This is a genomic window from Streptomyces venezuelae (genome assembly GCF_008642275.1).
Taxonomy (GTDB): Bacteria; Actinomycetota; Actinomycetes; order Streptomycetales; family Streptomycetaceae; genus Streptomyces; species Streptomyces venezuelae_E.
The window spans coordinates 150,892-177,721 of sequence record NZ_CP029189.1; the positions used below are offsets into that span (position 1 = coordinate 150,892).

The window sequence follows — 26,830 nt, forward strand, 5'->3', positions numbered from 1 at the left end:
CACCCTGCCAGCTGAACCGGGTCCGTGCAGGCTACGCCGCGAAGTCCCCCGGGCCGGGGCCGTCGTGGCGGTTCACCTGCTGGATGCGCAGCGCGAGTTGGAGCTCCAGCGCCCGCTCCGGGCGCTGCCAGTCACGGCCGAGCAGGCCGGCGATCCGGTCCAGGCGCTGGACGACGGTGTTGACGTGCACGTGGAGGGCCTCGGCGGCCCGGGAGCGGCTCGCGCCCGCGTCGAAATAGGCCCGCAGGGTGTGGGTGAGGTCGGTGCCGCGCTTCGCGTCGTACGCGAGGACGGGGCCCAGGGTCTGCCGTACGTAGCCCCCCAGATCCGCCTGGTCGCCGAGCAGCACCCCGAGGAAGCCCAGGTCCCGGAGAGCGGCGCCGCTGCCTTCACGGCCCAGGGCACGCAGCGCGGTCCGGCAGCGTCGGGCCTCGGCGTAGGCGTCGGCGAACTCCGCGGGACCGCTGACCGGACCGGCGGCTCCGACGGTGACGGGACCGGCGAGGACCTGGCGCAGCTCGTGCGCGAGGCTCGCGGCGGCGGGGCCGGCTCCCGGGGCGGCTCCGGGGGCGGGGGTGCCGGTGGGGATGTCGGCGGGGGTGCCGGTGGGGATGTCGGTGGGGCAGACCAGGACGACGTCCTCGTGGTGCAGGCCGGCCAGCCCCTTGCGGGCCCGGGCGGAACGGGCGGCGGCGGCCAGCAGCCGGGGCCGCGGCACGGCCCCGGCATGCAGGACGAACACCGCGTGCGGACGGCCCAGGTTCATGCCGAGCCGTCGGGCCCGGGCCGACAGTCCGGCCGGGTCGGCGGCCCGGCCGAGCAGGTCCCCCAGCAGTTCGCCCCGTATCCGGTCCTCGGTCTCGGCGACCGAGCGGCGCAGGAGGAGCAGCAGGGCGGTGACCAGGCTGGCGCGCTCGAAGAGCCGGCGGTCGGCGTCGTCGAGGTCGGCGCGGCCGGTCAGGGCGATGCTGCCGAGCGGTTCCTGCCCGGCGAGGACCGCGCACACCCAGGTTCCGTCGACGAAGACGGCGCGGCCGCCGGCCCGCGAGGCGGCGACGGCCTGGACGGACGGGGGCCGCGGGTCGGTGCCCGCCCGGGCGAGCTCGGCCCCCTCGGCATCGTGCACGAGGGTGCCGCCCTGCAGGACGGCACCGATGGCGGTCGCCACGTCGGTGACGTCGCCGCCCCGCAGCACGAGGTCGGTGAGCCGGTCATGGGCGTCCTCGGCCCGGCGCATGGCCTCGCTGTGCGCCTCGATGGTCTTCGAAGCCGCGTTGAGGTCGACCAGAGCGGTACGCGTCTCGTCCAGCAGGCGGGCGCCGTCGATGGCGATGGCGGCGTGGTCGGCCAGGGAGGACAGCAGGGCGACCTCGTCGGGCGTGAACGTACGGGCGGTGCGGTCGGCCGCGTAGAGGACGCCGATCACCCGGGTGCCCAGGCGCAGCGGGACGCCGAGGATGGCGCGCAGGCCCTCCTCGGTGACGGCGGTGTCGATCGTCGAGGTGTGCCGGAAGCGCTGGTCGTCGCGGTAGTCGCCGGTGGAGTACGGGCGGGCCGTCTCGGCGACGAGTCCGCCCAGCCCCTCCCCCATGCCGAGGCGCACGCGCTGGAAGGCGGCGGAGACCGAGCCGTCGGTCACCCGCATGTACGTGTCGCCCGCCTCCTCGTCATTGAGGGACAAGTACGTCACGTCGGTGCCGAGGAGCAGTTTCGCCCGGTGGACGATCGCCTTCAGCACGGCGTCCGGTTCCCTGAGCCGGGCGAGGTCGCCCGCGGTGTCGAAGAGGGCGGCGAGCTCGGCCTCGCGGCGGCGGTGCTGGCCCAGGGTGCGGCGGATGCGGAGCGCGACACGGGTCGCGTCCGCGATCAGCGCCGCCTCCGCGGCCGCCTCCGGGCCGGCCGCCGCGCCGGGGAGTTCGACGTCCTGGAACGCCTCGGCCGGTGCGCCCTGATCCAGCAGGTCCAGGAGGCTGCGCAGCCGCTGCAGGGCACTGGTGCCGGTGCCGGCGTTCCCGCTGTTTCGGGTGGTGGGCATCGGGTGCTCTCCGTGATGCTCGACGCGGACGGCGGCGGCACCGTTCGAGCCGGTGCCGCCCCCGCTCGGAAGGCCCGTACGGCTCGGAGGGCCTGCCGGAAGGTCAGTTGTCGGCCGGCACCGGGTCGTTTCCGGCCCGACGGGCGGCCGGGACCGCGCCGCGTGCCGGGGCGTGTTCCCGGGCCAGGCTACGCCCGCGGGTCTCCCTGGCCACCAGGACGGTCAGCGTGGTGACGGCCGCCGCCGTGGCCAGGTAGACCGAGACGGGCAGGGACGAGTCGTAGTCGCGCAGCAGGGCCACGGCGATGATCGGTGCGAGCGCGCCGCCGATGACGGAGGCCAGCTGGGACCCCATCGAGGCACCGGAGTAGCGGACCCCGGTGTCGAACATCTCGGAGATGAAGGCCGCCTGCGGTCCGTACATCGCACCGTGCAGGAGCAGTCCGAAGGTCACGGCCGCGGCGATCACCGGGAAGGAACCGGTGTCCAGCAGAGCGAAGAACGCGAAGGCCCAGCCGATCATGCCCACCGAGCCGATGAGGGTGACGGTGCGGCGCCCGATGCGGTCGGACAGCGCTCCCCAGGCCGGGATGGTCACGAAGTGGACGGCGGAGCCGATGAGTACGGCGTTCAGGCCGTCGCTCTTGGGCAGGCCGAGGTGGCTGGTCACGTAGACGAGGAGGAAGGCGGTGATGACGTAGTACGAGACGTTCTCGCCGAGGCGGGTGCCGATCGCGGTCAGGACCCCGCGCCAGTTGGTCCGGAACACCTCGGCCACGGGCGGCTTGGCCTTGGCCCCGGCGGCGGCCCGCTCCGCGGCCCTGGCCTGTGCCTCCAGGAAGACCGGGGACTCCGAGACGGACACCCGGATCCACAGGCCGATCATCACCAGCACCCCGGAGAGCAGGAACGGGATCCGCCAGCCCCAGGCGAGGAAGGCCGCGTCGGACTGCACGGCGGCCAGGACGGCGAGCACCCCGGTGGCCAGCAGGTTCCCGCCGGGCGCGCCGGCCTGCGGCCAGGACGCCCAGAAACCGCGGCTCTTGTCGTCGCCGTGCTCGGAGACGAGCAGTACCGCCCCGCCCCACTCGCCGCCGAGCGCGAACCCCTGGATCAGGCGCAGGAGGGTGAGGAGGACCGGGGCGCCGACGCCGATGCTCGCGTGGGTGGGGAGCAGGCCCATGGCGAAGGTGGCCCCGCCCATCAGGAGCAGGCTGAGCACGAGGAGCCGCTTGCGGCCGACCTTGTCCCCGTAGTGGCCGAAGACCAGCCCGCCCAGCGGCCGGGCCGCGAAGCCGATCGCGTAGGTCAGGAAAGCGAGGAGGGTACCGACCAGGGGCTCACTGCCGGGAAAGAACAGCTCGTTGAAGACCAGTGCGGCGGCCGAGCCGTAGAGGAAGAAGTCGTACCACTCGACGGTGGTCCCGATCAGGCTCGCGGCGACGATCCTGCGGATTCCGGTTGCTGATGGTGCGGCTGTCGCGGGGGAGGTCATGTGCACCACTTCCGGGGTATGCGGGGACGTTTGGTGTGGCCACACCGTAGAAGCCTGCAGGTCGGCGGCGTATGTGGCGGGACATCACATTCAGGCACCGCCTTGTGTACCCGACCACCACACCGTCGCCGTGGACATGCTGAAGGCCTCCCGAACGCACTGCCAAGGCCTGCCGCAAACGCGATCTTCCTGCACATCCGCCCGATTCAGGCCCTGACCCACTGTGCCCGGCGGTGCCGTCAACCGCCGCTGGGCGGTCTGCCGGTAGGCCCTGTCCGCAGTACTCATGGAGATGGCCGCGGGGGCGCACGAGGACGTCCCGTGGTCACGCACCAGCGTGATCACTTCCGCGGTCGGTCGAACTGTGCCCGGGGGCCGCCGTCCCGGGAGGTGCGGTCGAGCAGGACGAGGGAGGTGAGTCCCTCCACTGCTGCCGATCCGTCGCCGTCCACTGAGGACAGGAGTCTCGCGAGACCTCTGCGGTGTGTGGCGAAGACCCGGCGTGAGGTCAGACGCCGTCGAGCGTGCTGGCCCGACAGGGCCTCCTGGAAGCCGACGTCGAGCAGAACCATGTGCAGGGGTCGCCCGGCTCGGTCGGCGTTGCCGGCGAGCCATCGGCGCATCCAGGGCCTGCTGCCGCAGTCATGGACCAGCAGCGGATGCGCTCGGCGTATCTCGGTACGTATCCAGTGCATGTGCCTCAGCCGGGCCCAGGGCTGGTACATCCGGTAGGGAAGCCAGGACGGCATCACCGCCTGGTGAGCCGCGCGGGTGGCACGGGGGTCGACCACCGTGGCGAGAGGTGCCCACGCATTCAGCAGGGTGCTCTTGCCGCTGCCGGGAAGGCCGGCCACGATGACGACCGCGTTGTGCGGGAAGGACAGCCGGACGCCTGACTCTCCTTGGCCCCTCAGATCGACGATGCCTTTCGGGCGTATGGGGTCAGCGGCGCGTCGTTCTCGGTCTGCGGGGTCCGTCATCCCCGTTCCGCTCGCGAGACGCGTGACAGGGGCCTGGTCCTCGCGGCGAGGCCGTTCCCCGACCCGCTGCACGTCCGGCTGTCGTTCTATCGAGTACTTGATGGTGATGGGTGGCTCACTTTTCGCGGCTGATGAGGGTGGGGACCCTGTGGAAGGTGCTGTTCTACCGCGACGGATCTGGGTGGGGCCGACCGGGCGAAATGGCTTCCTGCTGACGTTTCAGCATGCCTCACGCGGTGGATCCCGGTGTTCAAAGGGGGGCAAAAGAAGGTCACCGGCGGCCGGGCCTCACGCCGGACTCACGACCATCCGACCTCCAGGCCGAGAGAGCCTGGACTCACTCGCCGTGATGCGTTCATCCCCAACTTCCCTGTCGATACCGCGCAGTCGAACGGACTTGCCACCGTGAAGCGACCGCCCGTTCGACGTCTACGGAGATGGTGATGACGCGTTTCAGGGCACGGGTACTCGGCGTTGTCGCGGCTGCCTTATCGGTCAGCCTCGCAGCGCTCCCCGCAACCGCAGCCGACCGGTCCGCTCCACAAGCAAGGGCGCTGGAGAACTTCAGCATCGTGGTCCTCCCCGACACGCAGTACTCGGCGGAGAGCTTCCCGCGGGCCTTCACCTCCCAGGGGAAGTGGATCAAGGAGAACACGGTCGCGCGGAACATCAAGTACGCGATCCACGAGGGCGACATAGTCGACGACTCCGATCAGCCCCGTCAGTGGACCAATGCGACCGGTGCGCTGGGACAGCTGAACGGCACGACCCCGTACATCCTCGGGGTCGGCAATCACGACATGGACGCGATGCCCAAGGGCCAGAACCCTGCCGTGGTACGCGCCGCCGTGGCGTTCAACCGCAACTTCCCCCGCAGCGGCTTCTCGAACCTTCCGTCCTTCGGCGGCAGCTACCCGGCCGGACAGAACGACAACAGCTTCCACATGTTCTCGGCCGGGGGCACGAACTGGCTGATCCTCGCGCTCAAGTACGCCCCCACCGATGACGAGATCGCCTGGGGCAACAAGGTGATCTCCGACCACCCGGACCGCCAGGTCATGATCGTGACCCACGCCTACCAGAACGGCACGACCAAGGACTCCGTCGGCCAGAAGCTGTGGACCAGGATGGTCAGCAGGCACCCCAACGTGGCCATGGTGTTCTCCGGCCACTACGTGAACCAGGGGGTGATCGTGGAGAAGGGGGTGAACGGCAACACCGTCCACCAGATCCAGGCGGACTACCAGAACCCCAGCACGCTCGGACCGAACAGCTACCTGCGGATCCTCGAATTCAACCCCACGGCCAAGACGGTCAGCGTGCAGACCTACTCGCCGTACCTCGACAAGAACCTGACCGACGGCAAGAACCAGTTCACGCTCCAGAACGTGAGCTTCCCGCGCGCCCGCCGCTGACCGAAGCAGCCGGTGGCCGGCACCGCAGGGGGGTGCCGGCCACCGGCCGGGGAGGGTCAGGCGTCGCCGTCGTGGGCCGCGGCGCCGACCAGTTCTTCGAGCAGGTCCTCCATGGTGACGAATCCGATCACCGTGCCCTTGCTCCCCGCGACCGCCGCCAGATGCGTACCCGCCGACCGCATCGCGGTCATCGTGTCGTCCAGCGGGGTGTCGAGGGAGACCTTGATGATCGGGTGGAGGGCGCTGCGCGGGAACGGCGTGGTGCGGTCGGCTGCCGCGAGGGCGTCCTTGATGTGCAGGTAGCCCAGGATCTCCTCGCCCGGTCCGGTGACCGGCAGGCGCGAGTACCCGTGCTGCGCCGCGGTCCGCTCCAGGTCCCGCGGCGTGATGTCGTGGCCGACCGTCACGATGCGCTCCAACGGAGCCATGATCTCGCCGACGGGTCGGGTGCCGAGTTCGAGTGCGTCCTGGAGGCGTTCCCCGTCCTCGGGCGCGAGGAGGCCGGCCGCACTGGAGTCCTTCACCAGGCGGGCGAGCTCGTCGTCGGTGAAGACCGACCCGACCTCGTCCTTCGGCTCGACCTTCAAAAGACGCAGGAGGACGTTGGCGAAGGCGTTGATGCCGAACACGAAGGGGCGCAGTGCCCGGGTCAGCGCGACCAGCGGGGGGCCGAGCAGCAGGGCCGTCGGCGCAGGAGCGGCGAGCGCGATGTTCTTCGGCACCATTTCGCCGACCAGCATGTGCAGGTACGTCGCCAGCGTGAGCGCGACGACGAAGGCGATCGGGTGGATCAGCCCCTCCGGCACGCCGATGGCATGCAAGGGCGGCTCCAGCAGGTGTGCGATGGCCGGCTCGGCGACGGCACCGAGGACCAGCGAGGACACGGTGATGCCGAGCTGGGCGGTGGCCATCACCGCGGAGATGTGTTCGAGGCCCCACAGGGTGGTCTTCGCCCGGACATTGCCCTTGGCGGCTGCCGGTTCGATCTGACTGCGGCGTACGGAGATCAGCGCGAACTCGGCGCCGACGAAGAAGGCGTTGGTGATCAGGGTGAGGAGGCCGATCAGCAGCTGGATCGCGGTCATCGGCCCTGCTCCTCGGTCGTGGTCTGCTCTGCGGGCGCGGTGATGTTCACCCGGTCGGCACGGTGGTGGTCTATGTCGAGCACCGTCAGCTCCCACCCGTCGACGGCGACGGTGTCGCCCTCGGCGGGGATGCGTTCCAGCTCTGTGGCGATGAGTCCGGCGAGGGTCTCGTACGGGCCCTCGGGGACGTCGAAGCCGATCTCTTCCAGCTCGTCGAGGCGAACGCTGCCGTCGGCCTCCCACACGCGGCGGCCCTCCTGCTCCGGTGCCTCGATGAGATCCGGAACCTCTATCGGGTCGTGCTCGTCGCGGACCTCACCCACGACCTCCTCGACGATGTCCTCGACCGTGGCCACGCCGGCGGTGCCGCCGTACTCGTCGATGACGACGGCCATGGTGCGCGACGTGCGCAGCCGCCCGAGCAGGGTGTCGACGGGCAAGGAGTGCGGGACCAGCAGGGCGGAGGTCATCAGGTCGGCGACCGACGTCACCGCGCGCTCCTCGTCCTCAAGGGCCAGGACGTCGCGGATGTGGACCGTGCCGACCACCTCGTCCAGGCTGTCGCGGTAGACGGGGAACCGTGACAGGCCGGTGGCCAGCGTCAGGTTCGCGGCGTCGGCCGCGGTCGCGTGGAGCTCAAGCGCCTGGACGTCGACGCGCGGGGTCATGACGTTCTCCGCGGTCAGTTCGGCGAGGTGCAGGCTCTTGACGAACAGCTCGGCCGAGTCCGCCTCGATGGCTCCCTCGCGGGCGGAGTGCCGGGCCAGCGCGACCAGTTCCTCCGGGGTGCGGGCAGAAGCCAGCTCCTCGGCGGGCTCCAGGCCGAAGCGGCGCACGAGCCGGTTGGCGGTGTTGTTCAGGTGCCGGATCAGCGGGGCGAAGGTCGCCGTGAAACCGCGCTGCGGTCCGGCGACGATCTTGGCGACGGCCAGCGGACGGGAGATCGCCCAGTTCTTGGGCACCAGCTCTCCGACGACCATGAGCACGACGGTCGACAGGGCGACGCCGAGCAGGGTCGCGGTGGTCGGCACCGCACCGGACGGCAGGCCCACTGCCTGCAGAGGTCCGCGCAGGAGGGCGGAGACGGACGGTTCGGCGAGCATGCCGATCACCAGCGAGGTCACGGTGATGCCCAGCTGGGCGCCGGACAGCTGGAAGGTGAGGCGCTTGGCGGCCTTCAGGGCACTTTCGGCACCCCTCTCACCCGCTTCGACGGCGCGTTCGAGCTCGCTCCGCTCGACCGTGGTGAGCGAGAATTCGGCCGCGACGAACACCGCACACGCGAGTGTCAGGGCCAGGGCCAGAAGCAGCAGCAGGATTTCGGTCACCGTGCCACCCCCGCTCCCGGCTCCATGATCTGCGGGCAGGGCGTGGCACGGCGTGGACTGGGAGGTTCACCCATTGCGGGTCTGCTGCTCCTTCTTCACTCGGCGGACCGCTGTTCGACGGCCCGGCAGGGTTGCCTGGCGGGGAGAGTCCCCACCACAATCGTAAAGGGCGAGCAAAGACGCCACATCAGGCACCCTGCTCCCCCGTAGGGACGCTTTCCGGACTTCCTCCCGGAATCATCCGAGATGAGACCTCCCGGCGCCCCCACCACCCCTATGCTTCTACAGCTGTGTAGAAAAAGCGAGGGGTGTCCGAATACTGCCCGACCGCGCGTCGCGCCGGGGGGCTTGGCATGCGCACACCCCAGAGCCTGACCGTATGGACCTGTGGAGGGACTGCTGTGGCCTCGATCGATCTGAGCAAGGTGCTGGACAAGGCGTGGGCGGACAAGAGCCTGCCGGAAATCCTCGCCGCTCCCGTTTCCGCGCTCAAGGGCGTCAGCGACCGACAGGGCGATCTGCTCGGAGAGGCCTTCGGCATCAAGACCGTCGCCGAGCTCGCCGACCTGAAGTACGCCCACTGGGCGCAGGCTCTGGCAGCGCTGGACGGCTCCACCAAGCAGGCATGACCGGCGGGGTGGCCGGCGCGGCCGCGCCACCCCTCATGTTGGGAACCACAAGCACAATCAGAAGGAGTGAACGCCACCATGGTGTTCAAGCGACTGCTCGGCTCACTCGGTGTGGGCGGCCCGGCCGTGGACACGGTCCTGGACCCGATCTCCGCCGTACCGGGCGGCACTCTCAGCGGCCAGGTGCACCTCAAGGGGGGCAATGCCGACTACACCATCGACCACATCACCCTCGAACTGATCGCCCGCGTCGAGGCGGAACACGACCACGGCGAGTCCGAGGGCGCGGTCGTCTTCGACCGGTTCACCGTCGGCGGCAACTTCCGCCTGCCCGAGGGCGAGCACCGTACCATCCCCTTCGCGATCACCCTGCCGTGGGAAACACCCATCACGGAGCTGTACGGGCAGCCGCTCGGGATCGTTCTCGGCGTGCGCACCGAGCTCGGGGTGGCCGGCGCGAAGGACAAGGGCGATCTCGACCCTCTCATCGTCCGCCCCCTGCCCGCACAGGAAGCCGTCCTCGAAGCCCTCGGGCAGCTCGGCTTCGGCTTCAAATCCGCCGATCTGGAGCTGGGACGTATCCGCGGAACGGGGCAGCATCTTCCCTTCTACCAGGAGATCGAGCTCACGCCGGCCCCCGCGTACGCGCACCAGGTCAACGAGATCGAGGTGACCTTCCTCGCCAACCCGGCAGGCATGGAGGTCGTCATCGAGGCCGACAAGCGGGGCGGCTTCATCTCCGAGGGCCACGACGCGGTCAACCGGTACACCGTCAGCCACGCCGATGTCCCGCACCGGAAGTGGAACGCCGAAGTGGACGGCTGGATCAAGCAGCTGGTGGAGCACCGCGCCTCGTACGGCACGCACGCGTCGCACATCCCTTACGCCCATAGCGACCCGCTCGCCGACAAGGGGCACGGCGGACAACACGGCGACGGGCACGGACACCGCTCCGGCCCCGGCATGGGGACGGTCGTCGCCGCCGGCGCCGCGGGCCTTGCGGTCGGGGTGGTCGGCGGCATGGTGGCTGCCGAAGTCGTCGACGAGGTGGGCGACTTCTTCGAGGGCGACGAGGACGACAGCGAGGAGTACGAGGACTGACCGCCCTCCCACCAGTCCGGCCGAAGACCGCTTGACACTCAAGCGACTTGGGCCGAGTGGCAGCCTCGACGGCTTCGACTCGGCCCCCTGCCGCCACCACACTCACCGCCCCGGGCGGGTGCTGGCAACGGCCGCCGAGTCCACAGGCACACGCCTACTGATAACTTCTACAGCGTTGTAGAAATTGATGGTTTCGGGGCATCGCCCGTAGCCATCGCCCGATGAAGACGGAGTTGACATGGCACTGTGGGACCGGATCAAGGAATCCGCATCGACGATGCAGACCCAGCTGGTGGCGAAGAAAAACGACTTGAAGAGCGGCGCGTTCCGCGACGCGAGCATGGCGATGTGTGCGCTGGTCGCCGCGGCCGACGGCACGATCGACCCGTCCGAACGGCGCCGCGTGGCACAGCTGATCACCACCAACGAGGTGCTGCAGAACTTCGACGCCACCGACCTCCAGGGCCGCTTCGACGACAACCTCGACAAGCTCGCGGCCGACTTCGACTTCGGCAAGGTCGCCGTCCTGCAGGAGATCGCCAAGGCGAAGAAGAAGCCCGCCGAGGCGCGCGCCGTCGTCCAGATCGGCATCGTCATCGGCGGCGCCGACGGCGACTTCGACAAGACCGAGCAGGCTGTCGTACGAGAGGCCTGCTACATCCTCGACCTCCCGCCTCACGAGTTCGACCTCTGAGCGCGGAACAACGAGTCGGCCTGCGCACTGCGTCGGACATGCGCCGGCCCTCTGCGGGCATCAGGCCTGGGAGACGAGCGGGAAAGGACCCGGCGTGGAAATCTCCGGAATCGTCAGTGCGATCTTCATCGGCATCATCATCGGTGTACTGGGACGGCTGGTCCTGCCGGGCCGTCAGCACACCGGATTCCTGTGGACCGTCATCATCGGCATCGCTGCGGCACTGATCGGCACAGTCATCGCCGCGGCCCTGGGCGTAGCCGACACCAAGGGTGTCGACTGGATCGAGTGGGCCATCCAGATCGCCCTCGCGGCCGTGGGCGTGGCGGCCTTCGAGCGGGTCAAGGCCCGCGCCTGACGCTCGCCCCGGCCCGCCGCCCCGAAGGCCGACGAGCCGTCGGCGTCCCTAGAGGGGTGTCGCCGCCTTCAGGATGAAGAACAGGGTGAACGCGGCGTTCGCCGAGGACAGGGCGGACGCCGCGGCGCCGGCCGTGGCGCCCCACGCGGCGAGGCCGGCGGGTGTGAACACGGGCGGCCAGTGCAGCGCGGCGGGGGCCGGGGCCAGAAGGGCGGCCACACGGCGCGGCACCGGACCCACTGCCGCGAAGTGGGCGAGCGTTGCGCCCGGGGCGCCGCGGGTCACCAGGGCCGCCTTGGCCACGGCGCGAGCGACGGTCTGGCGATTGCCGGTCGCGGCCGCCGCCTCCTCGTCGGCCCACCTCTCGGTGGTGTAAGCGACCGAGGTGCGCAGCGGACGCAGGAAGGGGTTGGCGCGTGCGGCCAGCTGGGTGGCCAGCAGGAAACGGTGGTGCCGCCCGGACAGGTGGGCTCTCTCGTGTGCGAACAGGGCCCGCCGCTCGGGCCCGTCGAGTTCTGCGAGCATTCCGGCGGTCACCACGATCCGGTCCCGGTCCCCTGGCAGCGCATAGGCGTAGGCCGTGTCGTCGGGCAGTACGGCCACGCTTCGGTCGGGCAGGCCGGCCAGAGCCCGCAGCGCCTCGCGGCGCACTCGGAAGTGCCGCCAGGTGATGCCCGCGCATCCGGCGAGGACCGCCAGGAGTGCCGGAATGGCGACCCGGCCAGCCACTTCGTCGTAGGGCACCGCGTCGCGCACCTCAGGATCGGACCAGCCGTCGGGCAGCGGGTTTCCGGGGAGCTGGGCCGTGCCGACGACCATCAGCAGGCCCAGGCACAGGGTGCTGCACACCGCGAGAACGGTGGCGATGGTGGACAGCAGCCAAGTCGCCGTGCGCGGATGAAGGTGATGCTCGGCGAGCCGCGCGATGGGCCACGCGGTGAACGGCAGTACGAGGGGCAGGAAGACGAAGACTCCCATGGGAGTTCAGCCGTCCCCTTCCTCGTCCGTCTGCGCGAGAAGGCCTCGCAACAGCCGCTCGTCCCCCGGGGAGAGCGAGGTGACGAAGCTCGTCAGCACCGCCTCGCGGTTCGCCTCGCCGTCCAGGACCTTGCGCATGCGAAGCGCGGCCAGGCCGGCCTCGTCGGCAACCGGGGTCCACTCGAACGAACGGCCCGCTCGCTCGCGGGCAACCGCACCCTTGGTGTGCAGCCGGGTCAAGATCGTGATCACCGTGGTGTAGGCGAGGGTCCCGGGCAGGCGTTCCTGCACCCAGGCCGCGGTAACGGGTCCCGGGGCGGTACCGAGCACGGCAAGGACCTGGGCCTCCAGCTCTCCTTGGCCGCGTCGTGGGGACAGCGCGTCCCCCGTGCTGTGCCGGGCTGTCATTCTGAAGCCTCCTGTCCGGGCATCGCGGTTTCCACGTGCAGTGCGGATCATCGTACTGAGCAGCGCGCCCTACCCGGACCGCCTCCTCCGCCGGCGGCACTCGTTCGCCGGGTGGGTCCTGCCGGGGCGGCTCCTCCAGTGTGCCCCCGCCACCACCAGAGTTCTACATCGTTGTAGATTCCTGACTTCCGCGTCGCCGGTCAGCGCGGAGGCGCAAGGCAATGAGAGGCCCACGGCCCCGCAGGCGGAAGGCGTCAGACCATGGGCGGGGAGCCTCACGCAACACGCAAGCGCAGCAAGCCGGTGCCGGGCAGCCGCCGGCGCCAGAAGGCTGCCCGCCTGACCAGGCGTGGCCGCGTGGTCCTGTGGCTCACCGTGCCGCAAGAACGGAGCGTGCGCAGCCGCGCCCTGATCAGTTCCTTGTTCGCGGAGATGTACTCACGGCGCCCGTCGTCATCATTTCCGAGTGGTCGGGGACGTCGTCGTGTCGCCACACCATGGGAACGCTCAGGTCGGCGGTGTATGTGGCCGGCCACCACCATCCGCGCCACGGGCATCCCCGCCGGCACCGCATGGGAGCCGGGCCAACCCCCTGGTGGGCCCGGACCACGTCGCCCGCGGGGTGTCGCGCCCGGCCGGTCCGGCGGGCGGCGGGCACCCGCGGCCGTGCCCGCCCGAGGGGCCATGGGCACGGCGTGGCGAGGTCGGGGCGCTCACGGGCTGGGTCATGATCGGCTGCGTGAGGACCTCCGGACGCCTGACCGCCTTCGCACTCGTCTGCCTGCTCGGCGCGCTCCCCGCGTGCTCGGAGTCCGTCGACCGCGGCAGCGGCGCGGCCGGGGCCCGCTCCGGCGCGGACGCGAGGGCGGGTGCCCGCAAGGGCACGGACCCCGCTCGGACGGAGGCACCCGGCACGGTGTTCCGGGGCGGGCACCCCGGTGCCGCAGGCGCTGGCGACCCGTACTTCCCGAAGCTCGGCAACGGCGGCTACGACGTCACCCACTACGCCTTGACCCTGGACTACGACCCCGGGAACGGCCGCCTCGAGGGCACTGCGGAGATCACCGCGAAGGCCACCACGGACCTCAGCGCCTTCAATCTCGACCTCCTCGGCATGGAGGTGCTGAGTGCCACGGTCGACGGCGCCGAGGCGCGGGTTCGGCAGGACGGGCAGGAGCTGACCCTGAAGCCGCGCCATCACCTCAGGAAGGGCGCCGCCTTCCGCGGCGTCGTGCGCTACGCGGGCACGCCGGAGTCGATCACCCATGACCACGGGTGGCGCGAAGGCTGGTTGCGGACGGACAACGGAGCGGTCGCGTTCGGCGAGCCGACGGGCTCGATGTCCTGGTTCCCGGGCAACCACCACCCCTCGGACAAGGCCTCCTACGACATCACCGTCACGGTCCCCAAGGGCGTCCAGGCGATCTCCAACGGGCAGCTTCGCGCCCAGCACACCAGCGGCAACCGCACCACCTTCCACTGGCAGCAGGCCGAGCCCATGGCCAGCCATGTGGCGACCGTGGCCATCGGCAGCTACGACGTCAGGACCTCCCGGACCCGGTCCGGCATCCCGGTCGTGTCGGCGATGGACACGACCGCGGGCGTGGACGAGGACGGAGCGGTCCTCGGCCGGTTCCCGGAGATCATGGAATGGGCCGAGGGAAGGTTCGGCCCCTACCCCTTCGCCTCCGCCGGGGTGATCGTCGATCAGGCGGCCGATGTGCCCTACGCCCTGGAGACCCAGACCAGGCCGACCATTCCGGCCGGCATCTTCCACACCACCAACGTGGTGCACGAGATGGCCCACCAGTGGTTCGGCAACTCGGTCACCCCGCGCACCTGGCGGGACATGTGGCTCAACGAGGGCTTCGCGACCTATGCGGAGTGGCTGTGGACCGAGGACCACGGCGGGGCCAGCGCCCAGGACCACTTCGACCGCAACCACGCCAAGGCCGCGGACGACGACGAGTGGGACTTCCCGCCCGCCGAGCCGCCCAGCGCCTCGGACATCTCCGGCCAGCCGGTGTACGTGCGCGGGGCGATGGTGATCCACAAGATCCGCCAGGCCCTGGGCGACGAGGGCTTCCGTGCCCTGGTGCGGGGCTGGACCCTGCGCCACCGCCACGGCCACGCCTCCACGAAGGACTTCACCTCGTACGTGGAGGCCAAGGCCGGACGGGACCTGGACGCGATCTGGGACTCGTGGCTCTACGGCGACGGCAAACCCTCGTGACGGGGCGACGCGGTGTCAGGTCCTCAGGTCCTCAGGTCCTGATGCGCCGGCGCGCGGTCCCGACGAGATTCATGTACTTGTCCCAGTCCCACACGGTCCCGGGGTCGTCGTGAGTGGACAGCGGGACCTCGACGTGGCCCAGGATGTGGTCCCGGTCGACCGGCACGTCGTACTTCGCGCAGATCGTGGCCGTGAGCACGGCGGACGTCTCGTACATCTTGTCGGTGTAGACGGGCTGATCGGTCCAGCCCTCGTGCTCGATGCCGATGCTGCGGTGGTTGTACCAGACACTGCCGGAGTGCCAGGCCACGTCGCGCTCGCGCACGCACTGGGCGATCCGCGTGCCGGTCGCGCTGATCATGTAGTGCGCGGAGACCCGCTCGGCGGGGTCCTTGAACTTGTCGAACATGACCGGGAGGATGTCCGTCGTCAGATGGATGACGACGTACTCGATGGGATACTCCTCGGGGCGGTCGGAGACCGTGTAGTTGGACTCGGACGCTTCGACCCAGACGGCAGGGGCGTAGTCCACCGAGGCGTCCGTCCGCCGTGTCGCCGGCGGCCCTGCGGCGGCGGGAGCTTTGCGGCCGGGGACCGGCAGGGCGGCTTTCGCCTCTCCCCCGGGGCTCGTCAGCAGGGGCAGCCCGGCAGCGGCCAGAGCCGCACCCGCCGCGCCGGCAGCACCCCCCAGCAGCTGTCGACGACTCAGCGGGCTGTCTTCCATGGCCACTCCTCGTGACGTCGAACAGGCAGGCGGAAGGACGACGCGCCGCGAATCCCCGGATCACGATACGGAGGTGGCACGTCCGGTAATCTGATGCTTCACCAGTGCCCACACCCCGGCAACCGCTCCGCCACCACTCGGCGCTGTTGCGCGCCACCCTGCTACGGCCGTCGGACCGCCCGGCCACCGGCGCAAGCCCCGGCGGGGCGGTGCAGTCGGCTCCGTTGCGCCCGTCGCCGACCTGCGGCCTCCGGCCGGTCCACCGACGCATCCTGGAGCTCCTCGCGACGGGCGTCAACGACGAGACCATCGCCGAACTCCTCGGTGTCAGCCGCCGTACGCTGACCCGGTTCCAGATGGCCCTCTACGCCGCACGCAAGGGCTGGATCTGACCTGCCCGCCCCGGCACCGGTCTCGGATGACAGCGGGTCAGCGGGTCAGCGGGTCAGCGGGGACAGGCGTGGGCCTCCGCCCGGTGGCCCATCCACACCACCACGTCGCACACCCGCAGCGCACTCACCGTCTGCGCCAGCCCCGCGGCTTCGCGCAGCGCGAGCAACCGCTGGTGCAGGGCGCGGTCGTCCGCACGCAGCGCGGCGTGCAGCGCGAGCCAGAACGAGGGGCGGGGGCGGGCCAGAGCACAGCGCACCACCCTGTCGTAGACCGGCAGCAGCCGTGGGCGCTTCCGGGCGAGGAGTTTGCCCGCGATCACGTAGTTGACGTCGTGCTGGTCGTACAGGAGGTGCCAGGCCCGGTCCGCCGGGGAGCCTTCGGACAGCACGCCCGCTTCGACATCGGCCATGTCGACGCCATGAGGCACGGCCTGCAGGAGTTCGGACAGCCGGGCTCCGAGGCGGCCCTCCAGGAGGTCCAGTGCGACCGGCGCGGGAACGGTCACGGAGAGGGTCTGCATCGCGACGAGGTCCTCCGCGGTGATGCGGTCGGCGACGTCCGTGCGGTCTCCCCCGCCCGCCAGGTGCTCGAACCGTCTGCCGGTGTACACGGGTGCGCCGGGGGCCCGGCTGATCCCGAAGTAGTCCTGGAGGTCGCCACGGGCCCGGGGGGCGTTGACGAAGGCGTGCAGTCGTTCGGTGAAGGGCTGTGCGAGAACCGCCTGGGTACGGGCCGCGGCAGCGGCAGCGGCAGCGGCAGCGGCAGCGGGGCGATCGTTCGTACACATGGTGCACCAGGCCATGGCGCGGCGGGCCCGAAACGGCCTGCTGCCGGGTCGGCCCCCCGTTCGCGTCCCTTGCGGGTCAGCCGTTCGCCATCGCGGTGGCCCCGGGGCCGCCGGAGGCGGTGAAGGCTGCTGCGGCCGGGCCGGGGGGCGGGGTGAGCCAGCCGCGGATGGCGGCTTGGACGCCGGCCTGGAAGCGGGTGTCGGCGTCGAGTTCCTCCAGCATGCGGGTGATCCGCCGACGGGCGGTGTGCACGTGCACACCGAGCCGGCGGGCGATGGTCTCGTCCTTCAGGCCGGAGGCGAGCAGCCCGAGCAGTTCCCGCTGGTCCGTGGTGAGGGGGCCGCCGGGGCTGCCGAGAGGGGTGGCCCGTGCCCACAGGGACTCGAACAGCGGCAGCGCGGCCCGGTGCAGCAGGCGGTCGCCGAGCACCAGGGCCGCCGCGTCGGCGCCCTCGTCGTCGCCGGGCGGCGGGGGCAGCAGGCAGGTACGCCGGTCCACGAGGACCAGGGCGGTGGGCAGGCTCTGTCCGATGCGGGCCTGGAGGCCGAGCCCGGTGAGGGCGATCAGCTCCTGCGCCCGGTCGGGGAAGTCGCTGCCGCGCCGGTCGACGACGGTCCGTACGGCGACACCGCGCGCCAGCAGGCGGCGGATGCGGTCCGCGCCGGGCTCCCCGCTGCCACCGGGTGCCCCGCTGTCGCCCGGCTCCCCCCTGCCATCGGCCGTCCCGGCCGTCCGCGTCGCGCGGTCGAGGATCAGGACCTCCGTCTCAGCGGCTTCGAGCATCGTGTCGAGGCGGGCCCCGGCCGCCTCGGGGCCGGTGAGCAGCTCGATGCCGGCCGGGGTTCCGGGGGTTCTCGCGGGCTGCGGGGGAAGCCGGTGGGCCAGCCGTTCGGCGTAGGAGCGCAGGGACTTCAGGTCGGCCGACTCCTGGTGCAGGAGGGCCTGGCGGCGCTGGATGAGTACGTGCAGGACGGCGGCCGGGTCGGCGGGCGGGTGGATCACCGCCCTGCTGTCGTCCTGCGTGCGGGCCGGAGTCCGGTCGTGCGGGTCGGTTTCGATCATGCGGGGGATTTTGACCGCCTTCACAGAGCCCCCACAAGTGTGCATGGCCACTTCTGAGGGGGGCCTGGCTCTGGTCGTGAGCCGTCGGCGGCGCTTGCATGGCGGCGACTCACAGCAATGCATCAGGCACTCATGGTTGAGGAGACCCCTTGCCCAAGTTCAGCGCAGGTTCGTCGGCACCCACCCCCGCCACACGACGGATATGGCGGAAAGAGCTCCGCTCCGCCGGAGGAATAGCGGTTCTGCTGGCCGCCGCAATGACCTTGCAGGCGTCACCGGCATGGGCCGCGGACCCCGGCCCCTCGAACGCCCTGCCCGGCCAGGACACCGCCACCCCGGTGCTCGTCGAGGGCCTGCGGGAGCCCGTGGACGCCAAGGCGGCCCCGGCTGACGCGGCACGGCAGCACCTCGCCGCGAACAAGAGCCGCTACAAGATCCCGCGGGCGGGCAGCGACCTGGTCCCCCTGGCGGCGTCGGCCACCGGGTCCAAGGACGAGACGGTCCGGCTGCAGCAGAAGCACCGCGGTGTCGACGTCCTCGGCGGCCAGTACGTCGTGCGCATGCAGAAGCAGGACGGCAAGCGCGTGGTCACCGGTACCTCGGGGCACTACTTCACCGCCCTGAGCACCGACGTCACGCCTCAGGTCAGCGAGGAGGTCGCGGTCCGCCGTGCGGTGGCGGCCACGGCCCGCCGGCTGTCGGCGGCCCTCGACAAGAGCCAGGCCCCGAAGTCGGAGGCCGGTGATCCGGCGGCCACCGGCATGACCGGTGACGCCAAGGGACTCGTCGTCCTCCCCAAGGGGGGCGGCGTCCTCGCCTACCGCGTCACCGTACGGGGTACCGCGCCCGGAACCGGGGCGCCGGTCGTGGACGAGGTGTACGTGGATGCCCGCTCCGGCTATCCCGCGCTCCAGTACAGCGCGTTGAAGACGATGACCGCCCCGGCTGCGGCCCGTACGGCCGGTGAGGCCGGCGAGGGTCCTGGCGCGGCCGGCCCGCCGGCCACTCCGCCGAACCTGGTCCCCGAGACCGGGTCCGGAACCCGGCTGAGCGGCGCCGCGACCTCGCTGGACATCGCCTACGACCCGGCGGCCGGGCAGTACCTGCTCGCGGACGCGGGCCGGATGCGCGCCACCAAGGGCCTGCTGGCCACATGGGACGCCCGTGGCAAGTCGGTGTCGGAGACCTCGGGCACGTGGCCCGCCGGCATCACCATGTTCTCCTCCCCGAACACCGCTTTCGGCGCCGCGGCGACGGATTCGGGTGCCGTGGACGCCCACTGGAACGCGGGCCAGGTCTACGACTTCTACAAGAAGAACCTCGGGCGCGACAGCCTCGACGGGAGCGGCGGAGCCGTCAACTCCCTGGTCGGCGTGACGTACTACGGCCTGCCCTACGCCAACGCGTTCTGGGACGGCACCAAGATGGTCTACGGCAACGGGGACGACGAGTTCAAGCCGATGTCGGCCGACACGGACGTCGTCGGCCACGAGATGACCCACGGGGTCATCGAGCACACGGCGAACCTGGTCTACGCGGGCCAGTCGGGCGCCTTGAACGAGGCCCTGGCCGACTACTTCGGCAACGCGATCGACGTCACCGCCAGCGGGACGCCGATGAACGATCCGGCCGCGGGCCTGATCGGCGAGAACCTGTGCCGCACGAAGGCGGCCGCCGACTGCGCCCTGCGCGACCTCAACGACGGCGCCACCACCTCGAAGAGCTTCCTGGGCGTGTCGTTCGCCACCGACAACGGCGGCGTGCACCTGAACTCGACGATCTTCTCCGGCGCGCTGTGGGACATGCGCGAGGACCTGGGCGGCGCCCTGGCCGACAAGATCGTGTACAAGGCCGTCACGGAGTACATGACGCCGATCGACGGGTTCACCGAGGCCCGGGGCGCGGTGCTCGCCGCGGCCAAGGCGCTGGGCGCGACCTCCGCCCAGCAGAACACGGTCAAGCGGTCGTTCAACGCCCACGGCATCGTCCCGGACTGGGAGCAGGCCCTGGGTATCGACACCGACACCCTCTTCGGGAAGCTGAACACCACCGATTCCGGAGTGGGTGCGGGCGGCGGCTGGTGGACGGCGTCCAAGTCCAATGACGACGGCTCCGAGCCCTACTCGGTCTACGCCGGCCGCCTGGACGGCAAGGGTGCGCCGAAGGTGATCAGCCCCAACGACGGCCGCTACCACACCGCCCCGGCGACCGACGGCAAGACGGTGGTGTGGACGGCGTACGGCCCGACCTCGGTCGACGTCCTCTCCCGCCCCGTGGCGGGCGGTCCGATCAAGACCCTCTACAGCTCGGTGACCGGGGTCGCGGGCCTGCGGGTGGAGAAGAACACCGTCGTGTTCGAGGAGTACGACATCCTCGGCGGCCGGCACGTGGGCTACATGCGGCCCACCGACAAGGCTCCGGTCTTCACGGACGGCCGGAAGTGGAACACCCTGACGGCCCTGCCCTCGATCAGCGACAACAAGATCGCCTACGCGAAGCTGTATCCGCAGAACGGTACCTACCGGCTGGGCGTGGAGGTCGTCGACCTCGCCACCGGCAAGGCGGTCATGACCGAGCAGCTCGACGAGCCGGTGAGCCTCGGCCAGACCGGCATCAACGGCAAGAACGTGTTCTGGCTGGCCGACACCGACGAGAGCGACGGCGGTCTGATGTCGGTCGTCAGCTCCGGCCTGGACGGCCGCGGTTCCTTCATCGTCAGCAGCGAGCGCAAGCCGGGCGCCTTCATCGCCTCCGACCTGACGGTCTCGCAGGACGCGCTGACCCTGGTCGCCCAGACGCCCGACACGCGGTACCGCAACGAGTCGCTGCCCAAGCTGTGGCAGCTGACCACCGACGGTTCGCGTCGTGAGCGGGTCTCCTGCAACCGCGGTGAGCAGAGCTACCCGGCGGCCGGCGCGGGCCGTCAGGTGGCCTGGCTGGACGCCACCACCGGCTCCACGGACCTGGTGGTCCGGGAGCGGCCGGCCGGAACCTGCTGATCCCCACCCGTGACCGAAGGGGGCCGACGGCGGTGCCGTCGGCCCCCTTCGCGCATGCCCGGAGGGTCCGACCGGGGTGCGGGCAGGGTTCAGGGGCAGGTGGGTACGCCGTCCAGCCAGGCGGCGCCCTTGACGTAGATGTTGGTGATCCAGGACCCGTACTCGGGCAGGTAGGACCAGGCGTCGTTGGTGTAGCCCTCCGCCGTCACCGGTTCGGCGTGCTTCTGGCACTGGATGCGCACGCCGGTCGGGCCGGGGAAGCGGTGTACCCGCGGGCTGCCGGTGGAGGGTTCCTCGTGGGTCCACACGTCCGTTCCCCAGGTGCTGTGCGTGCCGGGTGCCGTGGCGGGCGCGATGCGGACCGCTCCCGCGTAGTCCCCGCCCAGCCGTACGTCGCTGACGGTGATCCGGGTGCCCGATTCCCGGGCCTCGACCATCTTCCCCGCGCCGAGGTAGATCGCGATGTGGTGGACGGAGCCCCCCGATCCCCACGCCAGGAGGTCCCCGGGGAGCAGGGGCCCGGTCCCCTGGTCCGCCGTGAAGCGCCGGTCCACCCGCGGTGAACGGAACTGGTGGTAGGCGTTGCCGGGCAGCGGGTCACCGCCGAGCGCGCGGGCGTAGGCGTACCGGACCAGGCCCGAGCAGTCGAAGCCCAGCCGCTCCGGGTCGTGTGCGCTGTCCGGGTCGCTCGGGTCGACCTGACCGTACGTCGGCCCGGGCTCCTGCCCGTGGCCGCCGCCCCAGGTGTACCAGACGCCGATCTGTCCGCAGGCCGCTTCCACGGCCTTCTCGGCGGTGGCGGAGGCTCCGGGGGTGAGCACACCGCAGGCGTCCGCCGCCCGCACCGGCTGTACCGCCTGCATCGCCTGCACCGTCTTCGGTGCCGTGGCCGCCGTGGCCGCCGTGGCCGCGGTGGCGCCGTGGGCCCCTCCCGCTGTGGCCACGAGGGTGAGCACCGCCACCGCCACCGCCGCGCTCGTCCGCATCGCCATGTCCGATCCCCCTGTCCCCGCGACGTGCTGTCCTGCGGGTCGTCGTGTTCGTCGTGGCAGCGCGGTGTGCTCGTCGTGCGGAGCACGGACCGGCCGCCCTCGGGCACTCCGAGCCTGTGGCCCCCGCTCCTCCGTGTCGAGGAGGCGCGGGTAGCCCGTCACGACGGGAAACGGGAAACCCCTGGGAAACCCCCTCCCACCAGGCTCTTTGAACAACCGTCAACCGGGTGTCGACCGAAGGCTCCGACCGGTCACACGACGTGGACGACGGCCCTGTCGGGAAGCGAAGGGCCCGCCGGCGCAGGAACACGGCGGCACCGGCCAGGACGAGGGCCAGGCCCGCCGGCACGCAGACAACGCGCCCTCGACGGCGCTCGTCCGGGTGCCCTCAACACGACCTACGGCAGGGCTTGTTGGGCGACCGGTCCGGCCGTCCCGGCCTTTCGGATCACGCGCTGATTTCTTAGCATCACGGGCCAATAATTCTCTTGACCGCGCCCCGTCCGACTAGAAAGGAGCGCATCGGACCGAACCCGGCACCGACGGGGTGAAGAACCCGTCGTCGGATTATGGCGAAGGTGGTGATGTGCATGCGTGAGTGCAGCAGGATCCAGGCGGTTGTGGTCAGATCCCACACGGAACATCCGAGTTCCGGGCCTCTCCCCCGATAGGCCGGCCGATGCTGATACCGATGCTGTTTTCCCCGGCGCTCGCCTCGGCCGACGAATACCGGACTCTGACGTCGACCATCCGGTCGAAGGCGCAGGACGCGCAGGGATTCTTCGGCGGAGCGGCGCGCAAGCCGGGCGAGATGCCCTACCTCCCCCTCCACGTCCAGTTGCGCGGCCTGTTCATCGAGCTCTACATCGAGCTGCGCCCACGTAACACCAGCCTCCGGATCGCCGGTTTCCGGAACATCTTCGAGAACGGCCAGGCCCCGCCCGAGGCGTACGTCCGCCATGTGCGGGACTCGGTCGCGCCGCCCGGCCTCCGACGGACGGAGACCCTGCCGTTCGGCGGAGGACGCGCCGAACTGGAGAGGGCCGCCGCCGTCCGGCGTTCGGGAATCCTGCTCGGGCGCCGGCCCTTGAGCGACGCGGTCATCCGGTTGCACCAGAACCGCGATCCGAAAAGCACCGCTCACGGAATGCTCGTGCTTTCGGAAATGCTCTGCGAGGCCGCCCGATATCCCGCGTTGGCCGATGCGATGTCACGTATCTGGATGACCGGAGGGCGGTTGTAGTCCGAGGCGCCCCCGCCTGCGATTCCCACGCGCGGCGGCTCGCCACCCGTTCGAAGGCAAGGGAGCACCTCGCGGGGGCGGGCCGCCCGTCATCGGCCCCGGTCGGGCCCGGACCCCAGCGGCCGGCGGGCCGCCCGGGGCTCGGTCTCGGGCGGGGCGGCCGCGGCCGGGTCCTCGGAGGCCCGCTCGGCGGCCGTGCCACCGCGTGCGAGGCGGTGCTCCTGATCCTCTCGGAGGGGAACCGGTCCGTGCCCGAGCGGGCGGCGCCTTGTGTTCATCAGCGAAGTCTCGCAGCCTGCCTGACGGGCCCTTGCGGGAGGGGCCCGTGAGAGTCCGGGGACGGCCGGCCGTGTCCTCGCCCCGGCGGACCGTACCCCGTCGACCGCGTCGACGCGGGCCTCCGTCCTGTCCGTGGTGACCGTCCGCGGAGCCGGGCACCGTCAGGTTCCCTGAGCGCGGCCGCAACCGACCCGCCGGCGCTCGCCGCCACCGGGCCCTCGGCGCCGTCGGCGCTCAGGCCGACCGGGTGGTCTCCGGTCCGGCCGCCGATGAGGCCGCTTCCGGCACGGAGCCCCGGCGCGTCCCGGACCCGCTCGCGTCCGAGGACGGTCCGGAGGTGCGGGAACGCTGCCGTCTGAAGGCCGGCACTCCCAGCAGTCCGAAGCCGAGGACAGCCGCCAGGAGATGGCCGATCGTGGTGAAGTCCGGCAGCGGCCCGGTCGTCCATTCGGCACCGCCGAGGGGCCATGCGAGGACGAACGCGGCCCAGGGGATGCGGCCCCGGCGCGGCAGGGCGAGGGTGCCGACCGCCAGCACTGTCTGGGATCCGTAACTGACCCCGTAGTCCACGGCCTGGCGCACGGCCGTGGGGTACCAGCCGTGCCGCAGCCCGACGCCGATGACGGCGGCGGTGAGCAGCGTGGCCGCGAGATGCCCGCCGAGGAAGACGGCTACGGCACGCCGCTTTCCCCAACGGTGTTCCGCCCAGGCCAGGAAACAGCAGACACCGAGGCCCAAGGTGATGAAGGTGCCCACGAAGTCGGTGGAGGTGACGTCCGTGAGCGTTCCGTCGAAGAACAGCGCACTGCCGAGCAGCGAAGGCAACGGATGGTCGCTCAGGTTGTCCAGGTTGGTACTGACGTAGCCCAACACGGTGTCCGCCCGATCGCCGGTCGCCCCGTAGACGACCCATGCGTGGCCGGCCAGGAGCAGGCAGACGTAGGCGAGGGTCAGCGGCGCGCGGCGCGGATACGCCCGCACGGCGCGGAGCGGGATGTCCCAAGGGCGCGGCGGTGACTGAGAGTTCATAGGGCGGCATTCTCCAGGTCGATCCGCGGGCGGGATCCGGTGGGTGTCGGCGGGTGCCGGCCGCCACGCCGGAGGGGGCTGCCGCGCGGCGTGTGCCACCTCACCCGGGTCGCCCTCTTCGCGTCAGCCCTCCAGTCGGGACTGCCAGGTCGTGAGCAGCGTTTCGAGCGCGGCGGCCTCCTCGGGCGTCACGAGGTCCAGCAGCCGGTGTTCGTTGCGCATGTGGTCGGTGAACGCCCGGTCCACGAGGTCGCGCCCGGCCGGGGTGAGGGCGACGATCCGGCCGCGCTGGTCGTCGTCCGAGCGCCGGCGGGTGACGAGTCCGGACCGTTCCAGGCGGTCGATCCGCTTCGTCATCGCACCGGTGGTGACCATGGTGTGCGCGGCGAGCTCGCCCGGCGCCCGTTCGAAGGGCTCCCCTGCTCGGCGCAGTGCGCACAGGACGTCGAACTCCCCTTCGCTGAGGCCGTAGCGGTCGTAGACGAGGCGGAGTTCGGCACCGAGGCGGTCGGCGAGGCGGTGCAGTCGCCCGATCACGCCCTGTGGGCCGACATCGAGGTCGGGCCGCTCACGGCGCCAGTCGGCCTGGATCCGGGCCACGTGATCCAGGGGTGGGCCGTGCTCCGCGGACGCCACATTTGCTTCCATGGAAGCTATATTACCTTCCATGGAAGCAAATATGCGCTGGGTGGCCCTGACCGCAGTGGCGCCGGTGGCCTGGGGAGCCAACTACTTCGTCACCCACGCGTACCTGCCGGCCGACCACCCGCTGTACGGGGCCGCCCTACGGGCGCTGCCGGCCGGCCTGGTCCTGCTTGCCCTGTGCCGCCGGCGGCCGCACGGCGCGTGGTGGGGGCGGTCTGCGGTGCTCGGGTTGCTCAACGTGAGCGTGTTCTTCTTCCTCGTGTTCACGGCCTCCCAGCTGCTGCCGACGAGTGTGGCCGCGACCGTCATGGCGGTCTCCCCGCTGATCATGATGCTCGCCGCCTGGCCCCTGGTCGGCGAGCGGCCCGGCGTCGCCCACCTGGCGGGTGCCGTGACCGGGCTGGGCGGGGTGTGCCTGATGCTGCTCGGGGGCACGGGCGGGATCAGTGTGCCGGGTGTCCTGGCCTCGGCCGCCGCTGTGCTGGTGTCTTCCGTCGGCCACGTCCTGGCCAAGCGGTGGAACGCCGGCTCCGACGGCACCGGCGGCATCGCCGACGGCGGTGTGCTCGCCTCGACCGCTTGGCAGCTCACCGCCGGAGGCCTGCTCCTGCTGCCGGTGGCCGTAGCCGTGGAGGGCGCCCCGCCACCGGTGTCGCCGTCGGCTCTCCTCGCGTTCTGCTACGTCGGCCTGGTCGCCACCGCGCTGGCCTTCGCCGCCTGGTTCGCCGGGCTGCGCCGCCTGCCCGCCGGAACGGTCGGCCTGATAGGGCTGCTCAACCCGGTCACCGGTGTACTGCTCGGGACGGTGGTCGCCGGCGAGGTGCTGACGGGCCGGCAGCTGTGCGGACTGGCACTCGTACTGGGCGGGGTCGCTCTGGGTCTGCCGCCGCGGCAGGGCCCGCCCGGCCGGCGTCGGAGTCCGGGCGCGAGGAAGGTCGGGCGCAGGACGGCGGCGGGAACCAGCACCGCGGGCCGGGGGAACGGTCACCTGCGCAACACCTCGGCCATCGCGAAGACCCATGCGGGCAGGTTCGTCGCGAGCGCCACGGCCAGAGCCCGGCCGGCTGCGAACCCCGAGCGGGCGACGGCCTCCCCGTCCCGGGGACCGGCCGACTCCGCCGCGTAGCCGAGCAGCAGGCCGCCCATGCCCGCGCAGACGGCACGGGCGGCGCTCGGGGGCACCTCGGTCACGGCCCGCGCCTCCTCCCGTCTCCTCCTCCGCACGGGTCTCCCCTGCGACGGTTCCGGGAATCGCCCGCCGGATTTCCGTTACGCCCCCGCACGGCCTGCCGAAGGCAAGCTCGGCACCACCACTCCTGACCTCGGCTCACATCGGCCCTGCGACAGCAGGATTCGGGCCATGGGCCGGAAATAACTCGAAGCGGTACCAAAAGCGCGCCGCTACGATCCGATCATGGGACCCCTGAAACCGAACCTCATCGAGCTCATGGTCACCCTCATCGCCTTCCTCGCGGTCTTCGCCGCTCTGGCCAGGGTCCTCCTTCCGCGGATCGACCAGACCCTCGCCGCACGCGAAGACGCGACCGTGGGCATGTCCGAGCGGGCCGAGGCAGTCCGGCTGGAAGCGAAGCGCGTGCGGTCCGAGTACCAGGCGGAGTTGAGCGCCGCCCGTCACGAGGCCTCGCAGATCCGCCAGGCCGCACACGAGGAGGGCCTCACCCTGCTCGCCGCCGTTCGCTCGGAAGGCCAGAAGGCGCGCGAGGAGATGATCGCCTCGGCCGCGGTGCAGCTGGAGGCCGACCGGGTGATCGCCCAGGCAGAGCTCCGCGAACACGTCCTCGGTCTGGCCACCGAGCTGGCCGGGCGCATCATCGGTGAACCGCTCACCGACATGGAGCGTGCCCGCACCGTCGCCGACGCGTTCTTCGCCGCCACGGAGAACGATTCCCCGAGCTGAGCTCCCGGTCCGCCGCCTC

24 protein-coding genes are annotated in these 26,830 nt (G+C 71.3%); 11 read left to right on the plus strand and 13 right to left on the minus strand.

What is annotated here, in order from left to right:
* Positions 1–31: 31 nt before the first annotated feature.
* The 3 genes from DEJ51_RS00585 to DEJ51_RS00595 form a co-directional block, all read right to left on the minus strand.
* Positions 32–2,035, minus strand: a complete 2,004-nt coding sequence (locus tag DEJ51_RS00585) for a helix-turn-helix domain-containing protein (protein ID WP_150255298.1) — start codon at positions 2,033–2,035, stop codon at positions 32–34.
* Positions 2,036–2,138: 103 nt separating this feature from the next.
* On the minus strand, positions 2,139–3,530 hold the full coding sequence (locus tag DEJ51_RS00590) for an MFS transporter (RefSeq protein ID WP_150255300.1): 1,392 nt from the start codon (positions 3,528–3,530) through the stop codon (positions 2,139–2,141).
* A gap of 341 nt (positions 3,531–3,871) precedes the next feature.
* A complete protein-coding gene (locus tag DEJ51_RS00595) occupies positions 3,872–4,384 on the minus strand; it encodes an ATP-binding protein (protein WP_223835594.1) in 513 nt (170 codons plus the stop codon).
* A 698-nt stretch (positions 4,385–5,082) separates the two neighbouring features.
* On the opposite strand from DEJ51_RS00595, the gene DEJ51_RS00600 reads away from it, so the two are divergent.
* Positions 5,083–5,925: a metallophosphoesterase gene (locus DEJ51_RS00600; RefSeq protein WP_190620105.1), complete on the plus strand. Its 843-nt coding sequence runs from the start codon at positions 5,083–5,085 to the stop codon at positions 5,923–5,925.
* 56 nt (positions 5,926–5,981) lie between these two features.
* On the opposite strand, the gene DEJ51_RS00605 is transcribed toward DEJ51_RS00600, so the two are convergent.
* Both DEJ51_RS00605 and DEJ51_RS00610 read right to left on the minus strand, forming a co-directional pair.
* Entirely contained in the window at positions 5,982–7,010 is a 1,029-nt protein-coding gene (locus tag DEJ51_RS00605) for a hemolysin family protein (RefSeq protein WP_150255305.1), read from the minus strand.
* Entirely contained in the window at positions 7,007–8,338 is a 1,332-nt protein-coding gene (locus tag DEJ51_RS00610) for a hemolysin family protein (RefSeq protein WP_150255307.1), read from the minus strand. Before DEJ51_RS00610 ends, DEJ51_RS00605 begins: the two co-directional genes overlap by 4 nt.
* 401 nt (positions 8,339–8,739) lie before the next feature.
* Between DEJ51_RS00610 and DEJ51_RS00615 the strand changes: the two genes are divergently transcribed.
* The 4 genes from DEJ51_RS00615 (at position 8,740) to DEJ51_RS00630 (ending at position 11,120) form a co-directional block, all read left to right on the plus strand.
* Entirely contained in the window at positions 8,740–8,967 is a 228-nt protein-coding gene (locus tag DEJ51_RS00615; RefSeq protein ID WP_150255308.1) for a hypothetical protein, read from the plus strand.
* 78 nt (positions 8,968–9,045) lie between these two features.
* A complete protein-coding gene (locus DEJ51_RS00620; RefSeq protein WP_150255310.1) occupies positions 9,046–10,068 on the plus strand; it encodes a sporulation protein in 1,023 nt (340 codons plus the stop codon).
* 238 nt (positions 10,069–10,306) lie between these two features.
* Positions 10,307–10,762, plus strand: coding sequence for a tellurite resistance TerB family protein (locus DEJ51_RS00625; protein ID WP_150255312.1), 456 nt, complete (start codon positions 10,307–10,309; stop codon positions 10,760–10,762).
* A 94-nt stretch (positions 10,763–10,856) separates the two neighbouring features.
* Positions 10,857–11,120 (plus strand): GlsB/YeaQ/YmgE family stress response membrane protein, encoded by a 264-nt coding sequence (locus DEJ51_RS00630; protein ID WP_150255314.1) that lies wholly within the window; start codon positions 10,857–10,859, stop codon positions 11,118–11,120.
* Positions 11,121–11,168: 48 nt separating this feature from the next.
* On the opposite strand, the gene DEJ51_RS00635 is transcribed toward DEJ51_RS00630, so the two are convergent.
* Both DEJ51_RS00635 and DEJ51_RS00640 read right to left on the minus strand, forming a co-directional pair.
* Positions 11,169–12,098, minus strand: a complete 930-nt coding sequence (locus DEJ51_RS00635; protein WP_150255315.1) for a M56 family metallopeptidase — start codon at positions 12,096–12,098, stop codon at positions 11,169–11,171.
* Positions 12,099–12,104: 6 nt separating this feature from the next.
* Positions 12,105–12,506 (minus strand): BlaI/MecI/CopY family transcriptional regulator, encoded by a 402-nt coding sequence (locus tag DEJ51_RS00640; protein WP_150255317.1) that lies wholly within the window; start codon positions 12,504–12,506, stop codon positions 12,105–12,107.
* Positions 12,507–13,245: 739 nt separating this feature from the next.
* On the opposite strand from DEJ51_RS00640, the gene DEJ51_RS00645 reads away from it, so the two are divergent.
* Complete coding sequence (locus tag DEJ51_RS00645) at positions 13,246–14,739, plus strand: M1 family metallopeptidase (protein ID WP_411757273.1); 1,494 nt, start codon at positions 13,246–13,248, stop codon at positions 14,737–14,739.
* Between the two features lie 31 nt (positions 14,740–14,770).
* On the opposite strand, the gene DEJ51_RS00650 is transcribed toward DEJ51_RS00645, so the two are convergent.
* Entirely contained in the window at positions 14,771–15,463 is a 693-nt protein-coding gene (locus DEJ51_RS00650) for an N-acetylmuramoyl-L-alanine amidase (RefSeq protein ID WP_150255321.1), read from the minus strand.
* A gap of 104 nt (positions 15,464–15,567) precedes the next feature.
* On the opposite strand from DEJ51_RS00650, the gene DEJ51_RS35775 reads away from it, so the two are divergent.
* Positions 15,568–15,855: a helix-turn-helix domain-containing protein gene (locus tag DEJ51_RS35775; RefSeq protein WP_411757274.1), complete on the plus strand. Its 288-nt coding sequence runs from the start codon at positions 15,568–15,570 to the stop codon at positions 15,853–15,855.
* Between the two features lie 53 nt (positions 15,856–15,908).
* Here the strand turns inward: DEJ51_RS35775 and DEJ51_RS00660 are convergent, their stop codons facing one another.
* Together DEJ51_RS00660 and DEJ51_RS00665 are read right to left on the minus strand one after the other, a co-directional pair.
* Positions 15,909–16,643 carry a DUF6308 family protein gene (locus DEJ51_RS00660; RefSeq protein ID WP_223835596.1) on the minus strand — a complete coding sequence of 245 codons (735 nt, stop codon included), beginning with the start codon at positions 16,641–16,643 and terminating at the stop codon, positions 15,909–15,911.
* 76 nt (positions 16,644–16,719) lie between these two features.
* Entirely contained in the window at positions 16,720–17,706 is a 987-nt protein-coding gene (locus DEJ51_RS00665; RefSeq protein ID WP_150255323.1) for a helix-turn-helix transcriptional regulator, read from the minus strand.
* Positions 17,707–17,963: 257 nt separating this feature from the next.
* Between DEJ51_RS00665 and DEJ51_RS00670 the strand changes: the two genes are divergently transcribed.
* Positions 17,964–20,705, plus strand: a complete 2,742-nt coding sequence (locus DEJ51_RS00670) for a M4 family metallopeptidase (protein ID WP_150255325.1) — start codon at positions 17,964–17,966, stop codon at positions 20,703–20,705.
* Between the two features lie 89 nt (positions 20,706–20,794).
* Here DEJ51_RS00670 and DEJ51_RS00675 read toward each other — a convergent pair whose 3' ends face one another.
* A complete protein-coding gene (locus DEJ51_RS00675; RefSeq protein WP_223835597.1) occupies positions 20,795–21,697 on the minus strand; it encodes a C40 family peptidase in 903 nt (300 codons plus the stop codon).
* A 691-nt stretch (positions 21,698–22,388) separates the two neighbouring features.
* Between DEJ51_RS00675 and DEJ51_RS00680 the strand changes: the two genes are divergently transcribed.
* Positions 22,389–22,940 (plus strand): ribosome-inactivating family protein, encoded by a 552-nt coding sequence (locus DEJ51_RS00680; RefSeq protein ID WP_223835598.1) that lies wholly within the window; start codon positions 22,389–22,391, stop codon positions 22,938–22,940.
* A 513-nt stretch (positions 22,941–23,453) separates the two neighbouring features.
* Here the strand turns inward: DEJ51_RS00680 and DEJ51_RS00685 are convergent.
* The gene (locus DEJ51_RS00685; RefSeq protein ID WP_190620107.1) at positions 23,454–24,248 is read right to left on the minus strand and encodes a rhomboid-like protein; all 795 of its coding nucleotides are present in this window, start codon (positions 24,246–24,248) and stop codon (positions 23,454–23,456) included.
* 123 nt (positions 24,249–24,371) lie between these two features.
* On the minus strand, positions 24,372–24,896 hold the full coding sequence (locus DEJ51_RS00690; RefSeq protein WP_223835599.1) for a MarR family winged helix-turn-helix transcriptional regulator: 525 nt from the start codon (positions 24,894–24,896) through the stop codon (positions 24,372–24,374).
* Positions 24,897–24,915: 19 nt separating this feature from the next.
* Here DEJ51_RS00690 and DEJ51_RS00695 point away from each other — a divergent pair, with 19 nt between their 5' ends.
* Together DEJ51_RS00695 and DEJ51_RS00700 are read left to right on the plus strand one after the other, a co-directional pair.
* Positions 24,916–26,019 carry an EamA family transporter gene (locus DEJ51_RS00695; protein WP_411757275.1) on the plus strand — a complete coding sequence of 368 codons (1,104 nt, stop codon included), beginning with the start codon at positions 24,916–24,918 and terminating at the stop codon, positions 26,017–26,019.
* A gap of 288 nt (positions 26,020–26,307) precedes the next feature.
* Complete coding sequence (locus DEJ51_RS00700; RefSeq protein ID WP_150255328.1) at positions 26,308–26,811, plus strand: hypothetical protein; 504 nt, start codon at positions 26,308–26,310, stop codon at positions 26,809–26,811.
* Positions 26,812–26,830: the final 19 nt, after the last annotated feature.

Bases quoted from the DNA above. Each gene is read 5' to 3' on its own strand.
- DEJ51_RS00585 (WP_150255298.1), bottom strand. From the start codon at position 2,035: ATGCCCACCACCCGAAACAGCGGGAACGCCGGCACCGGCACCAGTGCC.
- DEJ51_RS00590 (WP_150255300.1), bottom strand. From the start codon at position 3,530: ATGACCTCCCCCGCGACAGCCGCACCATCAGCAACCGGAATCCGCAGG.
- DEJ51_RS00605 (WP_150255305.1), bottom strand. From the start codon at position 7,010: ATGACCGCGATCCAGCTGCTGATCGGCCTCCTCACCCTGATCACCAAC.
- DEJ51_RS00620 (WP_150255310.1), top strand. From the start codon at position 9,046: ATGGTGTTCAAGCGACTGCTCGGCTCACTCGGTGTGGGCGGCCCGGCC.
- DEJ51_RS00625 (WP_150255312.1), top strand. From the start codon at position 10,307: ATGGCACTGTGGGACCGGATCAAGGAATCCGCATCGACGATGCAGACC.
- DEJ51_RS00635 (WP_150255315.1), bottom strand. From the start codon at position 12,098: ATGGGAGTCTTCGTCTTCCTGCCCCTCGTACTGCCGTTCACCGCGTGG.
- DEJ51_RS00640 (WP_150255317.1), bottom strand. From the start codon at position 12,506: ATGACAGCCCGGCACAGCACGGGGGACGCGCTGTCCCCACGACGCGGC.
- DEJ51_RS00650 (WP_150255321.1), bottom strand. From the start codon at position 15,463: ATGGAAGACAGCCCGCTGAGTCGTCGACAGCTGCTGGGGGGTGCTGCC.
- DEJ51_RS00660 (WP_223835596.1), bottom strand. From the start codon at position 16,643: ATGTGTACGAACGATCGCCCCGCTGCCGCTGCCGCTGCCGCTGCCGCT.
- DEJ51_RS00665 (WP_150255323.1), bottom strand. From the start codon at position 17,706: ATGATCGAAACCGACCCGCACGACCGGACTCCGGCCCGCACGCAGGAC.
- DEJ51_RS00670 (WP_150255325.1), top strand. From the start codon at position 17,964: ATGACCTTGCAGGCGTCACCGGCATGGGCCGCGGACCCCGGCCCCTCG.
- DEJ51_RS00675 (WP_223835597.1), bottom strand. From the start codon at position 21,697: ATGGCGATGCGGACGAGCGCGGCGGTGGCGGTGGCGGTGCTCACCCTC.
- DEJ51_RS00680 (WP_223835598.1), top strand. From the start codon at position 22,389: ATGCTGTTTTCCCCGGCGCTCGCCTCGGCCGACGAATACCGGACTCTG.
- DEJ51_RS00685 (WP_190620107.1), bottom strand. From the start codon at position 24,248: ATGAACTCTCAGTCACCGCCGCGCCCTTGGGACATCCCGCTCCGCGCC.
- DEJ51_RS00690 (WP_223835599.1), bottom strand. From the start codon at position 24,896: ATGGAAGCAAATGTGGCGTCCGCGGAGCACGGCCCACCCCTGGATCAC.
- DEJ51_RS00695 (WP_411757275.1), top strand. From the start codon at position 24,916: ATGGAAGCAAATATGCGCTGGGTGGCCCTGACCGCAGTGGCGCCGGTG.
- DEJ51_RS00700 (WP_150255328.1), top strand. From the start codon at position 26,308: ATGGGACCCCTGAAACCGAACCTCATCGAGCTCATGGTCACCCTCATC.